Raw genomic sequence first — 14,501 nt, 5'->3', positions numbered from 1 at the left:
CACTGTCCGACCCGTGCGATAGATTTCCGTTCAAGGCGCGGCGATGCCCTTGGGGCGTAGAGGTGATGAGAGGTTAGATGTTCGTAGGTGAATACTTGAATTGGACAGAGGGGAACGCAATCGTGCCCTACGAGAACCCTCGGCATGTGAGTCGAATGAAAGGAGCATGCTCCCTTCATCAATGGTTTCAGCCAGGCTTATTAAGATGTACGTACTGCGGGGTAAGCGTCTACTGCTCTTGTGGGGGCGCCGAAGTGGACTTAGGTGAAATCTCGTGCTTTGAGCTACCTAAGAGGCAAGCGGCTCTTGATCATTTGATTCCGAGGAGCCGAGGCGGTGGCCACGATGCGAACAATGTTGCGGTCGCTTGCCGTTCCTGCAGCAGCAGTAAAAAGGACTAGACGTTCCCAGGTGAGTGGATTCCTCGGAGGGATGAGCATACTCGTTTGGGATTCGCTGAGTCTCTGCCATATCTGGCAGGGCTTAGTTTCATGCCTCGAAGGATCGGTGAGTTGATCACTAAGCTTGATCCGGATGAATTACCTCCCTCGGTTGTCGAGGTCTGCGCGAGTCGATCATGGCGGCCAGTGAATGTCCATCGAGCGCTCAATGAAATGTTCGATGCCGGTCTGCTTTACATTTCCGCGCATCCTTGTCGCCCCTCCACTCGGTATTTTAGTCCGGTTGGCCCTTACCGCTTTATGGCCAGGAGGATATGGGTGGATGGCTGGTCGTAGCGACGGTACAGCAAGTGGTTTTGTCGAAGTGGTGACCACTAGGAGTGGGATCGATCCTTGCCTACCGCGCGTAATGTTGTTCTACCTGATTAGCGCCACGCGGCAGGTACCGAATCCAGCTTGTGATGGCTCTTCCGGTGCTGTCCGCTCACGCATCGCTCACGCACAGCGCCCTGATCGCCGCACTTGCCGTCCGTGCAACGCCCACGGGCCTCAGCAGTTACTCGGCCTTCGGGCACTGCTCGTTCGTTTTCACCGCGTTGAAGGTGATGGCGGGATCCTCGACCTCCTTGCTGAATCCGGAGACGACGTTTTCGATGGGCTTTCCCGCTGCCGGAGACTGAGAGTGGAACTTCCACTTGGTTGAGATCAGAGTGCCCCGGTTCTTGCCGGAGGCATCTACCTCCTCTGCGCCGTTGACCAGCACCAGCTGGTTGCCGGCGTTGAACAGACATGTAATTCGGCATCGGCTCACCCGGCTGCGGCCTGATCCCAGGGGAGCCCTTCGGGCACGTCTCGTTCTCCTTGACCATGTGGCAGGTCACGACCGAGTCGGGGTCGGCCTCACCTGGCCCGGCCGCGGCTCGCGTGAAGTTCGCGGAGGTGGCGGATTCCTGGCTGGCCGCCCAGATCCACCTCAAGCGATCAACTCGCAATCGATATCGAGGTGTTCTCGACGTTCATGTGATCCCACGGTGGGGCACCACGCCCCTGGACCGCATCCACTTCGAGGACATCGCCGAGTGGCTCGCCGATATGTTGTCCGGCCAGGCGTCGGGCGTCCGGAAGCTCAGCCCGCGTTCGGTCCGCAGGGCGTACGTCGTCCTCGGCCAGGTCCTACGCGGTCAAGTCCCGTCGCTTGGCGGTCAGTCCAGCTGTTGGAGTGCCCCTCCCGAAGGCGGTGCCGACCGACCACGTCTACCTCGACGACATGCAGGTCGACGATCTGGCCGATGCGGCAGGCGCCTACCGGGTGTTCATCCTGCTGCTGGCCTACACAGGTCTGCTCTGGGGCGAGGCATCCGCGCTGAGGTGGGCCGTGTCGACCTCGATGCGTGCCGAGCGCACATCGTCGAGGCGTACGTCGAGGACAACGGCAAGCTCTACCTCGACACCCCCAAGAACCACGAGCGTCGGTCTGTACCGATCCTGCGGTTCCTGGCCGAGGAGCTGAAGCCTCACATCCAGGGGCGAGGAGACGACGCACTGCTCTTCACCGCCCCGCAAGGCGGCCCGCTTCGGGCCCGCAACTTCCGCCAGCGGTTCTTCGCGCCGGCGGTCGTACAGGCCGGGCTGGGGCATCTCAAGGTCACCCCGCACAAGCTGCGCCATACGGCGGCCTCGCTCGCCATTGCCAGCGGTGCGGACGTGAACGTCGTACAGACGATGCTGGGCCACAAGTCCGCGACGCTGACTCTGGACACGTACGGGCACCTCTTCCCGGACCGCCTGGACGAGGTCTCGAAGAAGATGCACAAGCGCCGCTCCAAGCAACTGGCCAAGGCGAAGGCCAAGCTGGAGAAGGCGGAGAAGAAAGCCCGCAAGGCTGCCGAGGCCGTGGCCGTCCTGGAGGATCCCGCGGCGTGATGTGTGCCTTATGCGTGCTGTGTATGACAGCAGGGGTCGCTTCGGCGGCGCGGCGGAACGCCCCCTGCTTTCGGGCTGCTAGCTAGGGCAGGTCGCGGCGGACCAACGCCTGAGCGAATGATTCTCCGGTGGCCCGGGCGTAGGCCATCCGCTCGCGCACCTCGCTGAGGGTGCGTGGGCGGTAGCCGGGGCCGCCGCAGCAGCTCTTGTGGAAGCGCACACCGGCGTGCAGCAGCACGGAGAGGGTGCGCCAGGCGGCGGTGTCCCGCCTCTTGGGTGCCGCGAAGGCGGAGCCGACGTGGATCAGTGGTTCGGCGCAGCGTGGACAGACCCGGTCGTGGTCGTCGTAGCCGGGGTAGGGCTGCTTATACGAGGCCCGGCAGGGCAGGCAAACGCACGAGGTCTTTCCATGGGCCATGCGGGAAGGGTAGAGCCACCACAGGGTCGGGCTCGACAGATTTCCGGCATGCTGAGCAGGCTCTTCAGCAAAGGTGGTGCGGCGACGGCCGACCGTACTTGCTTCTACTCGCGGCCTCGGAGCGCTGCGTCGATGGCGTCAGCAGCATCCCCCGCGGCCAGCTTGCTGATCTCCCTGGGGACCCTCGCGGTCGTCATACACGAAGAGTCTTGCGTCGACGACATGGGTCTTCGGGTGCCGGCCGAGACGACGGCCCGCCTCGCGTGTAGCACGACGGACGTCCTTCAGTTCGCCCATCTCCTCAAGATCGCCGCTGCTCAGGATCAGCTGCCCGTGGTGGCCCCGGTAGCGAGGCTTCAACGAAGCCCGCATCAGGCACTCCAAGCGCTCGACCAGCTTCTCGTACCGGCGCCGGGCCAGCTCGTCCTTCGCGGGCATGTCGCACAGCTCCCCACCGTTGCCCGGAGCCGCATGTGTGCTGCAAGTGCGAAGGCCCTCCCGTCCGCCGGACGGAAGGGCCTCTGACCAGGTGTTTCTCTGTGCCCCCGGCAGGATTCGAACCTGCGACACCCGCTTTAGGAGAGCGGTGCTCTATCCCCTGAGCTACGAAGGCAAGGGCTCGTAGAAAACCGCGTCGAAAACCCGGAAGGGAATCCGCGCTCGGTAGACCAAAGTCCCAGGTCAGGTGGCTTGTTCGTAGCCTCGCGGCCGTGCCGTAGGCGCAGGACAGTGGACCTCCCGACCCCAGACAGGGTAGCGGATCCGGGGAGAGAGGGTTGGGCCGGCCGTGCGGAGGCTCAGTTCTGTGCGCGGCGGTGCGGGCACGGGGTGGCGCACTACCAGGCACGCCCAGCGGCTGCCGCCGTTCTCGGTCTTGGTACGGCGGGGCTTCCTGCCCTTGCGGACGGGCCGCGCGAGTACGGCGTCGGGCCAGAAGCCGAGGAGGGCCGACCACCGCGGCGGCCGCGATGCCGATCACCTCGGCGGATCCGCCGGCCGCCGGCTGTGTCGCCAGGGCGTCCCCGCCGATCTCGACGGTCAGGCCGGTGTCCCGGGCCTGTTCGACGGCGCGTTCCAGGTGTTCCTTGCCCACGTCGGGCAGATCGGCGGCAGGGGCCTTGAAGGAGACGGTGGCGTAAGCCGTGGTGCCGTCCTCGCTGACCGCCTTCGCCCGGAAGGGGTTGACCGCGCCGGCCACCTGCGGGCCGTCCGCGGCCTCGTCGACCAGGTCGTCGATCACGGCTCTGTTCTCGGCGGCGGTGACCTTCTCCCCGCTCGGTGCTCGGTGCGATGAAGACGATGCGGGCGCTCGCGCAGTCGGTCCCTGAGCCGGGGAAGCGCTGGTCCAGGAGATCGAACGCCTGCTGGGACTCGATGCCCGGCATGGCGAACCCGTCGTCGGGCGAGGCCGGGGCCTTCGTGGCGGCGAAGCCGACGGCAGCCAGGACGGCTATCCACAGGAAGGTGGCGCACCATCGCGGCGATGAGTTTCGGACGGCGTGGCGGTCGTTTCATGAGGCGGGGGCGTACGTTCCGTCCTCCGTTGCATCCGGATCTGAGAGGGAGAGCGGACATGCTGCTCAGGAACAAGACCGCCGTGATCTACGGCGGCAGCGGGGCCATCGGTGGCGCCGTGGCGCGGACCTTCGCGCGGGAAGGGGCGCGCGTCTTCCTCGCCGCCCGTACCGCCGGGCCGCTGGAGAGTGTCGCCTCGGGCATCAGGGCCGAGGGTGGCGCCGTCGAGACCGCCGTACTGGACGCGCTCGAAGAGCGGGCCGTGGACGCGCATGCCGACGATGTGGTCGAGCGGGCGGGCGGTATTGATATTTCGTTCAATCTGATCTCGCACAACGATGTGCAGGGCACCCCGCTCGCCGACATGGCGCTCGCGGACTTCGAACGGCCCGTCGTGACCGCCCTGCGGACGAACTTCCTGACCGCGCGCGCCGCCGCGCGCCATATGAAGCCGCGCCGCTCCGGCGTGATCCTGGTGTTCGGGGGGTACGGCGATCCCACGCCCGAGTTCAGCCTGGGCGGGCTCCAAGTCGCCTTCCAGGCGCTCGAATCGCTGCGCCGCCAACTGGCGTGCGAGCTGGGGCCCTACGGGATCCGGGCGCTGACGCTCCAGACCGCCGGGGTCGCGGAGACGCTCCCCGCGGACTTCGACGGACGCGAGGCCATCGTCCACGACATCGAGCGGCGCACGATGCTGAAGCGGGCCGCCACGCTGGAGGACGTCGGGAACGTGGCCGCTTTCGCCGCCTCCGACCGCGCCCGCTCCATGACCGCGACGGCGCTCAACATCACCTGTGGGACGCAGGTCGACTGACCAGGCAGGTCGACTGACCAGACACGGCGATGGGTACGGCGATGGGTACGGCGGCGGGCATGGCGGCGGGCATCGCGGCGCCGGGGACGCGCCGGGCGCGGACGGCCCCGGTCGACTCCCTCCGGCCGGTGGAGTAGCGTCGCCTCCGGTTGAGCAAGCGCTTGGAGAGATTCCCGAGGTGCCCGTGTCGCACATCCTCACCGCGCCCGGGGCGCCGTTCGCCGTCGTACGGGCCGAGAACGGCTCGCTCGTCTACGCCGAAGGGCCGCGCACCCTGCGCGAGTTCGTCGAGCCGACCTGGGCCTTCGGCGATCAGCCGTTCCTGGTGGCCGAGGACCGGACGTATACGTACGGGGAGTTCTTCGCCGCCGCCTCCGCCCTCGCCAACCGGTTCCTCGATACGTACGGGCTGCGCCCCGGTGACCGTGCCGTCATCGCGATGCGCAACCACCCCGAGTGGCAGATCGCCTTCTGGGCCGCCCAGTTGGCGGGGCTGATCGCCGTACCTCTCAGCGCCTGGTGGACCGAGGACGAGTTCCGGTACGCGCTGGACGACTGCGCGCCGCGCGTTCTGCTCGTGGACGGTGAGCGGCTGCCGCGCGTAACCCGATGGGCCGCGGGCCAGGGGCACGGGCAGCGCGACGGTGAGCGGGTGCGGATCGTCGTCTTCCACCACGTCGACCGCGACGGTTACGAGGGCGAGGCCGGGCCGGGCGTGGAGCGGTACGAGGAACTGCCCGCCCCCGATCCCGCCGCCGCGCCCCCCGATGTCGAGGTGCGGCCCGAGGACGACGCCACCATCATCTACACGTCAGGGACGACCGGGCGGCCCAAGGGCGCCGTCGCCACGCATCTCGCCCAGGCGGGCGCGGCCATGAACCCGCGCTTCCAGGCCGCCGCCTCCGCCCTCGGACGCGGGCAGATCCCCGGCCAGGGGCCCGCGCCCATCACGCTCATGACGTTCCCGTTCTTCCATGTGGCCGCGTTCACCAGCCTCTATTCGGCGATGGCCGTCGGCGGCACACTCGTCCTGATGCGGAAGTGGGACGCGCGGCGGGCCCTGGAGCTGATTCACGAGCGCCGGGTGACGCACTACGCGGGCGTCCCGTCCACCGCGCTCCAGCTCCTGGAGGAGGCGACGGCCGAGGACGATCCGCTGGAATCCCTCACCATGCTCGCCACCGGCGGCGCCCCCGCACCGCCCGATCTGGTCGCCCGGCTCACCGCCCGCTACGGGGAGCGCGTCGAGGCCCGTAACGGTTACGGCCTGACGGAGACCTCCGGCGGAGTGCTCGCCAACTTCGGCGCCGACTACCGGCGGTTCCCGGCGAGCGTGGGACGTCCGACGCCCGTCACCGAAGTGCGGATCGCGGATCCGGCCGGCCGGCCCCTGCCCGAGGGGGAGGTGGGGGAGCTGTGGCTGCGCGGCCAGTCGCTCGTACGGGGCTACTGGCGGGACGAGGCGGCGAGCGCGCGTGCGTTCTCCGGCGACGGCTGGTTCAGGACCGGTGACCTCGCGGTCGTACGGGACGACGGGCGGGTCAGTGTCGTGGACCGGATCAAGGACATGATCGTCCGTGGCGGTGAGAACGTGTACTGCGTCGAGGTCGAGGACGTACTCCACGCCCACCCGGATGTCATCGACGCCGCCGTGCTCGGTGTCCCCCACCCCGTGCTGGGCGAGGAGGTCGCGGCGGTGGTGCGGATCAGGCCCGGGAGCGGGACGGACGCCGGGGAGCTGCGGGCCCATGCAGGCCGTCGTCTGGCCGCGTTCAAGGTGCCGGCCCATGTGCTCGTACAGGAGGAGCCGTTGCCCCGTAACTCGGCCGGCAAGATCCTCAAGCGTGAGCTGCGGGACCCCGTGGCGGAGCACATCCGCTCGGGCTCGGGCTCGGACTCAGGCCACGGGCGGCGCTCATGAGCGCTTCACTCTGATCTTGAAACTTCCGTCGGGCTCCTGCTCAAGCACCGAGATCCGGATGCCGTTGTCCGGGTCGGTGAAGGTCTGCCCCGGCCGGTACGGCGCGTCCGACAGCTCCGCGTGCACATTGGCCCTGCGCGTACAGCCGCCGCTGTTCGGTTTGGCGTCCGCGACGGTGATCGGGCCGCGACCTGTGTCGACCGCCGAGTCCACGCGGTAGATCAGGACCCCCGGCTCGCAGACCGCCTCGTCGTTGCCCTCGCGCGTCCGTACCTCCACCGCGTACCCCGACTCCTTGGAGATCGGCACGAACGCCAGCTTCGGCCCGCCCGTGGTGGCCAGCGGCCCGAGCACATGGTCGCTGCTGCCCGCCCCGGACGCGCAGCGGACCTGTTCGTCGTCGAGCCAGCCGAGCTTCCACTTGTGCCAGCCCAGCAGGTCGTTGTTGGCACCCCAGTCCTCGGACATGATGTCCCAGTGCCCGACCGAGCCGCCGCCGTCCATCGTGTAGAGATCGGGCAGGCCGAAGACATGGCCGTTCTCGTGCGGCAGTACTCGGTAGCCGGTCTCGGCGTACGATCCCGAGCCGTCGTCCTGACGGCTGTAGACGAAGGACGTGTTGGAGAGCGGGGCGCCGTCCGCCTGCGGGGCGTCCGCGTTGCCGGAGAAGGTGACGGACAGGACGGTGTCCAGCGCCGAGGGGCCGGCGTTGGGCGTGACCAATATGTTGATCAGGTCGTACGCGCTGAAGTCCACCTGCGGGTCGGTGACGGCCACGATGTCGTCGACGAGCTTGCGGTAGCCCGGCTCGTACGGTGACCCGCGCGCGATCCCGTAGTCCGCGAAGGGCAGCGGCATCCGTACCCAGTCCGGCAGCGGTGCCTCGGGGCGATAGTCGAGCCGCCCGTACGAACTGGTTCTGTACCACTCCGATGTCTTCGGGAAGAACTCGGAGAGCCGGTCGAGCGCCTTCCCCGGGCCCGGTGCGTCCGAGAAATCGATCATGAGATTGAGCGCGCGGACCTTGCCCGTGGAGCGGGAGTAACCGGCCGGGGTGGGCAGGCCCTCCGACATCTGTACGGCGGTGCTCGACGCGATACGGCACGGGCCGAGGGGGGAGTTCATGGCCAGTCCCGGGCCCCCCGAGGCGGCGATGGTGGCGTGGAGAGGCGAACTCGCCGTGGTCAGGGCGGCGAGGGTGAGCGCGGTGAGGCCGGCGATGGCGGTGAGCCGGCGGGGGCCCTTGGCCCTGGCGGCTATGCCACGAACGCGGGGGGTGCGGGTGGGGGGCGTGCCGTCGGTGTTTCCGGCCCCGGCCCCGGCCTCGATTCCGTGTCCGGTTCCGGCCCCGGCCCCGGTTCCGTTCAAGTCCGCGGTGTCCTCTGAGCCTGCCGAGCCTTCTGCGGCTCCTGCGGCTCCTGCGGCTCCTGTGGCTCCGGCATTGCCGCCGGATCCGCGTATCTGACGCCTCTGCTGCATGCGGTCGCCCTTTACGTCCGCGGCAGTCGGCCGTACTGACTGCGCTGTTCGATCACCCTGCGTCGGTCGGCGTGTCGGCGCTCGCTGGGTGCGCCGATCGTGGGTTTCCGCCACCGAATGGAGCAGGGTGACCCAGCTCACATGTTTGAGTGAAATAACCGGGGATGGCTTCCCCGTTTGCACCGGTGTCTCTGGAAAGCGGGGAAGCGATCCCCGCTTGCGACGACTGAGGGAAAGGGTTCGACGTGACCGCCACCGCAGCCGAAACTCCCGCGCGCCGGGTGACCCGTCCGCGCGCGGACGCCCTGCGCAACCGGGAGCGGATCGTGGCGGCGGCCCGTGAGATGTTCGTGGAGTTCGGGCCCGACGCCGCGCTCGACGAGATCGCCCGCCGTGCCGGCATCGGCAACGCCACGCTCTACCGGCACTTCGCCGACCGGTATGCCCTCGTTCACGCCGTTGTGTACTCCGTCATGGAGAGTGTCGCCGACCAGGCGGACCGTATCGCCGCGGAGGAGTCCGACCCGTTCATCGCGCTGCGCCGCTTCGTGCATGCCGCGGCGGACGAACGAGTCGGGGCGCTCTGTCCGATGCTGTCCGCCACGTTCGACAGGGAACGTCCCGATCTGGACGCCCAGCGCGTGCGTCTGGAGGCGGTTATCGAAGGGCTCATGGAGCGGGCGCGTCAGGCCGGGAGGCTGCGTACGGATGTCGCCGTCGGCGATCTGATGGTCGCGCTGTCCCAGCTCACCCGCCCACTCCCCGGCACCGGCTGCCTGGACATGGACCGGTTCATCCACCGGCATCTCCAGCTGTTCCTCGATGGCCTGGAAGCACCCGCCAGGTCCGAACTGGCCGGCTCGGCCGTGACTCTGGAGGATCTGCGCCGCGCCGCTCCGTGACGCGCCCTTGAACCAACGCACGGCCAGACCCGCGAACCCCGGCGGCCAGGCCCCCACAGTCCAAGTAGTCCATTCCGGTCCCACCAGCCCACCCCGTGGCCCACAGGCGCTCCGGCGACTCCAGTAGCTCCAGCAGCACTGGCGGTTCCAGTAGCACCGGCAGCTCCAGTAACACCGGCAGCTTCAGTGGCCCGCTCAGTTCAGAGGTCCGCCGGCCCATGCCCGAGCCCGCGGCCAGCGGCTCGCGCACCAGCGACCGCACCAGAGACTCCGTCGACTCCTGACCACATGACTTCGTAAGTCACGCAGCGTCGCGTGCGCTTACGTACGTTTTCGCCTTTACGCACCCTTAGGTGGATCCATCCATGTCAAAAACAGCCGAAACACGGCGCCCCGAACCGGGTGCCACGGCCGCCGACCCCAGCCGCTGGAAAGCGCTGGTGTTCATCGCCCTCGCGCAGCTCATGGTCGTGCTCGACGCGACGATCGTGAATATCGCGCTGCCCTCCGCCCAGCAGGACCTGGGCATATCGGACGGCAACAAGCAGTGGGTCATCACGGCCTACGCCCTCGCCTTCGGTGGTCTGCTGCTCTTCGGTGGGCGCATCGCCGACCTGTGGGGCCGTAAGCGCACGTTCGTCACCGGCCTCATCGGCTTCGCCGCCGCGTCCGCCATCGGTGGCGCGGCCAACGGCGAGGGGCTGCTGCTCGGCGCCCGCGCGCTCCAGGGTGTCTTCGGCGCGCTGCTCGCTCCGGCCGCTCTGTCGCTGCTCGCCGTGACCTTCACCGATGCCAAGGAGCGGGCCAAGGCCTTCGGCATCTTCGGAGCGATCGCCGGTGGCGGTGGCGCCGTGGGTCTGATCCTCGGTGGATTCCTCACCGAGTACCTGGACTGGCGCTGGACGTTCTTCGTCAACATCCCGTTCGCGATCGTGGCCGCGCTGGGCGCGTACTTCGTGATCCGCGAGCCCGCGGGCGGCCGTAACCGCTCCGCACTGGACATCCCCGGTGTCGTGCTCTCCACGCTGGGCCTGGTCTCGCTGGTGTACGGCTTCACGCGCGCCGAGTCCGACGGCTGGAGCGACGCGATGACGATCTCGCTCTTCGTCGCCGCCGCGGTGCTGCTCGCGGCGTTCGTGGCCGTCGAGTCGAGGGTCAAGGCTCCGCTGCTGCCGCTGCGCGTGGTGACCAACCGCAACCGCGCCGGTGTCTACCTCTCGCTGGGCCTCGCGATCATCGGCATGTTCGGTCTGTTCCTCTTCCTGACCTACTACCTCCAGGTGGTCGAGGGATACTCACCGGTCAAGACGGGCTTCGCCTTCATGCCGATGATCGTGGGCATGATCACCGGCTCGACGCAGATCGGCGCCCGGCTGATGACCCGCGTGCCGCCGCGGTACCTGATGGGTCCCGGCTTCCTGGTCGCGTCCGTCGGCATGCTGCTGCTGACCCAGCTGGAGATCGGCTCCTCGTACACCGGTCTGATCCTGCCGGCGGAGCTGCTGCTCGGCCTCGGTATGGGTACGGCGTTCATGCCGGCCATGGCGCTCGCCACGCACGGCATCGAGCCGCGTGACGCGGGTGTCGCCTCGGCGATGGTGAACACCTCGCAGCAGGTGGGCGGCGCGATCGGTACGGCGCTGCTGAACACGATCGCGGCCTCGGCCACGACCGCGTACGTCGCCTCCCACGCGGCGACGGCCACCAACGCGCAGCTGCTGGAGCTCCAGGCCCTGGTGGCCGGCTTCTCCAGCGCGATCTGGTGGGCGGTCGGCATTCTGCTGGTCGCCGCGGCGATCGCCGTGACCCTCATCAACACGGGCCGTCCCGGCACTTCGCCGGTCGCCTCGGGTGCCGAGGGCGCGGAGGACGAGATCAAGATGCCGGTGGCGATGCACTGACGGGTGCCTCTGCGGCACCACTGCCGGCAGGGCCGTTGCCCCATGGCAGGGAGCTGCCCCGGTGCCGCCGCGATTCAGCGGTGGTACCGGGGCAGCTCCGCGTCCCATGGACGTCGTACGTCCCATGGAACGTCGTAAGACGTCGTACCTCAGCAGACGTCGTACCTCAGCCAGACGTCGTACCTCAGCGGCAGAACGCCATAGGAGCGTCGTACGTCAGCGGCGCCAGGGCAGGTCCGCGCCCGTACCCTCCGGCTGGAGCCCCTCCGCCATCACGCGCATGATCTCGCCCAGTTGCCCGATCTGCTCGGGGCTCAGCCGGTCGAAGATCGCCTGGCGTACGGCGGCGACATGGCCCGGCGCCGACTTCTCCAGGACATCGTTTCCCTGGTCCGTCAGGAACGCGTTCTGTCCCCGCTTGTCGGAGGGACAGTCCTCCCGCCGCACCCAGCCGTGCTGTTCCAGCCGCGCGATCGCGTGCGACAGCCGTGACCTGGTGATCTTCGCGTCCTTGGCCAGCTGGGTCATCCGCATCCGACGCCGGGGAGCGCGTGCGAGATGCACGAGCAGGGCGTAGTAGATGTGCGGCATCCCGGCGTCGCGCTGGAGCTGGCGGTCGAGATGGTCCTCCAGCAGCGTGGTGGCCTGGAGATACGCCTGCCAGACGCGCTGCTCCTCGTCGCTGAGCCAGCGAGGCTCCCCGCCCGTACCGGCGCCGCTGCCGGTGGATGCCGTGGTCATATATCCACTCTACCCATTCTTGAAAGTTAAACTAGGTCTGGCTAGAGTTGACGGAACTGAATGCTTGAGGGTTCAAGTAGATAACTCGGTGGACGTATCGCATCGACAGACACGGGAGTAGTCATGAACGCCGTCGCGGAGCGCATGCCCGCCCTCTACCTCTCCCATGGGGCCCCGCCGCTGGCCGACGACCCGGTCTGGCCCGGTGAGCTGGCCGCCTGGTCCGCGACGCTGCCCCGCCCCAAGGCGATCCTGATGGTCTCCGCGCACTGGGAAGAGGCCCCGCTCGCGCTCGGCGCGACCGGGACCGTGCCGCTGGTGTACGACTTCTGGGGCTTCCCGGAGCGCTACTACGCGGTGCGGTACGCGGCGCCGGGGGCGCCCGAGCTGGCCGACTCCGTACGCAAGCTGCTGCGCGGCCCCGGGACGCCGGTACAGGACGTGCCGGACCGCGGGCTCGATCATGGCGCGTATGTGCCGCTGGTGGAGATGTTCCTGGAGGCCGACATTCCGGTGCTCCAGGTCTCCATGCCCACGCTCGACCCGCGGAAGCTGCTGGAGATCGGCCGGAAGCTGGCGCCGCTGAGGGACGAGGGCGTACTGATCGTCGGCAGCGGCTTCTTCACCCACAACCTGGCCGCGCTGCGGCAGGCGGGCGGCGGGGTGCCCGGCTGGTCGGCGGAGTTCGACGACTGGGGTACGAGGGCGCTGCGGGCGCGGGACGTCGATGCCCTGCTCGACTTCGAGCACAAGGCCCCGGCCGGTCGGCTGGCCCACCCCCGTACTGAGCACTTCGCGCCGCTCTTCGTGACGCTGGGTGCGTCGGAGGGCGAGCTGGAGAGCTGCCGGAGCGTGATCGACGGCTTCTGGATGGGCCTGGCGAAGAGGTCGGTGCAGTTCGGCTGACGATCGGCGCGGTTCGGCCTGCGGGCGGTTCGGCCTGCGGTGCGGTGCGGTTCGGGCGACGAGCCGACCGCCGACGAGCCGACCGTCGGCGAGCGGATGAGCAACCAAAGACGGGCCCGCGCCGTCTTCAGGAATGTGGGACCCAAGAGATACGGAACCACCGGGTCCAGGCCCGTGACCTTGCTCCGAACCCTGCTCTGACCTGCGCTTCTGAACCTCTCCGCGACCCCGTTCGACCCGTCGCGGCGGCACAGGGTACTGCATGATCAGAAAATCCATGTACGGCATGGGAATTCTGTCCGGATTCCAGTCGTTGTTTCCTTCGGATGCAGGGCACCCGGGAGGGTGTCGCGACCTACTCAGTTCAGTAAGGGAGCTCGCATGGCAACCCGTGCCGTCGCCCGTCGTACCGCCTCTGGCGGGACGAAAGCGGCAAGCAGTGTTCGCGCCGTAGGCGGGGAGATCGCCGACCGCGACCTGGTCGGCATGTACCTCGACGAGATCGCGCGTACGCCGCTGCTCGACGCCGCAAAGGAAGTCGAGCTGTCCCAGACCATCGAGGCCGGAGTCTACGCCCGGCAGATCCTCGACGGAGAGGTGAAGAGCGAAGCGGGTGGCGCTTCGCACGAAGAGCTTGAGGCGCTGGTCGCCGCGGGCGAGCGTGCGAAGGACATCTTCATCCGTTCGAACCTCCGCCTGGTCGTCGCCGTGGCGCGGCGCTACCCGCGCAGCGGTCTGCCCCTGCTGGACCTGATCCAGGAGGGCAATGCCGGCCTGGTGCGTGCCGTGGAGAAATTCGACTACGCCAAGGGATTCAAGTTCTCGACGTATGCGACGTGGTGGATCCGTCAGGCCATCACGCGTTCCATAGCGGACCAGTCACGGACGATTCGGCTGCCGGTCCATCTGGTGGAGGAGCTGGGCAGGATCCGGCGCGTTCAGCGGGAGTTCAACCGCGAGAACGGACGGGATCCGGAGCCCGAAGAGGTCGCCGCGGAGCTGGGGTCGAACCCGGCGCGGATCAACGACGTACTGGACTGGGCGCGTGATCCGGTCAGTCTCAACATGTCGGTGGACGACGAAGGAGACACACAGTTCGGTGATCTGCTGGAGGACACCTCCGCGGTATCGCCCGAGCAGTCCGTGCTGACGCTGCTCCGCAGTGAGGAGCTGGAGGATCTGATCGGCAAGCTCGACCAGCGCACGGCCTCGATCATCAAGATGCGCTACGGCATCGAGGACGGCCGCGAGCGGACGCTCACCGAGGTCGGCAAGCAGCACGGTCTGACTCGCGAGCGGATACGGCAGATCGAGAAGCACGCGCTGATGGAGCTGAAAAAGATGGCTCGCGACACAGGTTTCGACGCGGCGGCGTGACGTCGCCGTTCTGTAGCCGTAGTGTCGCCCTTACTCGTACTGTCTCTCCGAGCGGTACGCACGGGCCGATCCGTCGGCCCCCGAGAACGAGCCCCGGCACCAACCCCCCCCAGGTGCCGGGGCTCACCTCTGTCCGGGGTGTGTCTGTCCTCAGGACCTCAGCCGGTCTCAGGGCCTCACCAGCCCCCCGCCGGCGCCGGGGG

General features: G+C 68.2%; 13 protein-coding genes, 1 tRNA gene and 2 pseudogenes. 10 read left to right on the top strand and 6 right to left on the bottom strand.

The window, feature by feature from the left end; translation table 11 throughout:
- Positions 1-77 precede the first annotated feature (77 nt).
- From AB0M67_RS40040 to AB0M67_RS40025, 4 genes and pseudogenes are all read left to right on the top strand, one after another.
- On the top strand, positions 78-401 hold the full coding sequence (locus tag AB0M67_RS40040; protein ID WP_365752983.1) for an HNH endonuclease: 324 nt from the start codon (positions 78-80) through the stop codon (positions 399-401).
- Positions 402-862: 461 nt separating this feature from the next.
- Entirely contained in the window at positions 863-1,081 is a 219-nt protein-coding gene (locus AB0M67_RS40035; protein ID WP_365752981.1) for a hypothetical protein, read from the top strand.
- A 187-nt stretch (positions 1,082-1,268) separates the two neighbouring features.
- Positions 1,269-1,484: pseudogene (locus AB0M67_RS40030) on the top strand (hypothetical protein); the annotation flags it as partial.
- Positions 1,485-1,769: 285 nt separating this feature from the next.
- Positions 1,770-2,324: a tyrosine-type recombinase/integrase gene (locus AB0M67_RS40025; protein ID WP_365753021.1), complete on the top strand. Its 555-nt coding sequence runs from the start codon at positions 1,770-1,772 to the stop codon at positions 2,322-2,324.
- An 82-nt stretch (positions 2,325-2,406) separates the two neighbouring features.
- Here the strand turns inward: AB0M67_RS40025 and AB0M67_RS40020 are convergent, their stop codons facing one another.
- The 4 genes and pseudogenes from AB0M67_RS40020 to AB0M67_RS40005 all read right to left on the bottom strand — a co-directional run.
- Positions 2,407-2,742 carry a deoxyxylulose-5-phosphate synthase gene (locus AB0M67_RS40020; protein ID WP_365752979.1) on the bottom strand — a complete coding sequence of 112 codons (336 nt, stop codon included), beginning with the start codon at positions 2,740-2,742 and terminating at the stop codon, positions 2,407-2,409.
- Positions 2,743-2,880: 138 nt separating this feature from the next.
- A complete protein-coding gene (locus AB0M67_RS40015; protein ID WP_365752977.1) occupies positions 2,881-3,180 on the bottom strand; it encodes a hypothetical protein in 300 nt (99 codons plus the stop codon).
- A gap of 102 nt (positions 3,181-3,282) precedes the next feature.
- Positions 3,283-3,355, bottom strand: a tRNA-Arg gene (locus AB0M67_RS40010).
- A 399-nt stretch (positions 3,356-3,754) separates the two neighbouring features.
- Positions 3,755-3,982 (bottom strand): annotated as a pseudogene (locus AB0M67_RS40005) (MMPL family transporter); the annotation flags it as partial.
- A gap of 333 nt (positions 3,983-4,315) precedes the next feature.
- Between AB0M67_RS40005 and AB0M67_RS40000 the strand changes: the two are divergent.
- Positions 4,316-5,071: an SDR family oxidoreductase gene (locus AB0M67_RS40000; RefSeq protein ID WP_365752975.1), complete on the top strand. Its 756-nt coding sequence runs from the start codon at positions 4,316-4,318 to the stop codon at positions 5,069-5,071.
- Between the two features lie 178 nt (positions 5,072-5,249).
- On the top strand, positions 5,250-6,992 hold the full coding sequence (locus tag AB0M67_RS39995) for a class I adenylate-forming enzyme family protein (protein WP_365752973.1): 1,743 nt from the start codon (positions 5,250-5,252) through the stop codon (positions 6,990-6,992).
- On the opposite strand, the gene AB0M67_RS39990 is transcribed toward AB0M67_RS39995, so the two are convergent.
- On the bottom strand, positions 6,987-8,252 hold the full coding sequence (locus tag AB0M67_RS39990; protein WP_365753019.1) for a M6 family metalloprotease domain-containing protein: 1,266 nt from the start codon (positions 8,250-8,252) through the stop codon (positions 6,987-6,989). The two genes, AB0M67_RS39995 and AB0M67_RS39990, sit on opposite strands and share 6 nt — an antisense overlap.
- Positions 8,253-8,716: 464 nt before the next feature.
- Between AB0M67_RS39990 and AB0M67_RS39985 the strand changes: the two genes are divergently transcribed.
- Together AB0M67_RS39985 and AB0M67_RS39980 are read left to right on the top strand one after the other, a co-directional pair.
- Positions 8,717-9,373, top strand: coding sequence for a helix-turn-helix domain-containing protein (locus AB0M67_RS39985; RefSeq protein ID WP_365752971.1), 657 nt, complete (start codon positions 8,717-8,719; stop codon positions 9,371-9,373).
- A 365-nt stretch (positions 9,374-9,738) separates the two neighbouring features.
- Positions 9,739-11,274 (top strand): MFS transporter, encoded by a 1,536-nt coding sequence (locus AB0M67_RS39980; protein ID WP_365752969.1) that lies wholly within the window; start codon positions 9,739-9,741, stop codon positions 11,272-11,274.
- 216 nt (positions 11,275-11,490) lie between these two features.
- On the opposite strand, the gene AB0M67_RS39975 is transcribed toward AB0M67_RS39980, so the two are convergent.
- Positions 11,491-12,015 (bottom strand): MarR family transcriptional regulator, encoded by a 525-nt coding sequence (locus tag AB0M67_RS39975; RefSeq protein WP_365752967.1) that lies wholly within the window; start codon positions 12,013-12,015, stop codon positions 11,491-11,493.
- A 123-nt stretch (positions 12,016-12,138) separates the two neighbouring features.
- Between AB0M67_RS39975 and AB0M67_RS39970 the strand changes: the two genes are divergently transcribed.
- Together AB0M67_RS39970 and AB0M67_RS39965 are read left to right on the top strand one after the other, a co-directional pair.
- Entirely contained in the window at positions 12,139-12,921 is a 783-nt protein-coding gene (locus AB0M67_RS39970; RefSeq protein ID WP_365752965.1) for a class III extradiol ring-cleavage dioxygenase, read from the top strand.
- Between the two features lie 381 nt (positions 12,922-13,302).
- Positions 13,303-14,298: a sigma-70 family RNA polymerase sigma factor gene (locus AB0M67_RS39965; protein ID WP_365752963.1), complete on the top strand. Its 996-nt coding sequence runs from the start codon at positions 13,303-13,305 to the stop codon at positions 14,296-14,298.
- Positions 14,299-14,501 lie beyond the last annotated feature (203 nt).

This window comes from Streptomyces sp. NPDC051662 (genome assembly GCF_040681655.1).
In the GTDB taxonomy this organism is placed as follows: Bacteria; Actinomycetota; Actinomycetes; order Streptomycetales; family Streptomycetaceae; genus Streptomyces.
The sequence above is the reverse complement of the archived record's forward strand: the minus strand, read 5'-3'. Positions and strand labels throughout refer to the sequence as shown.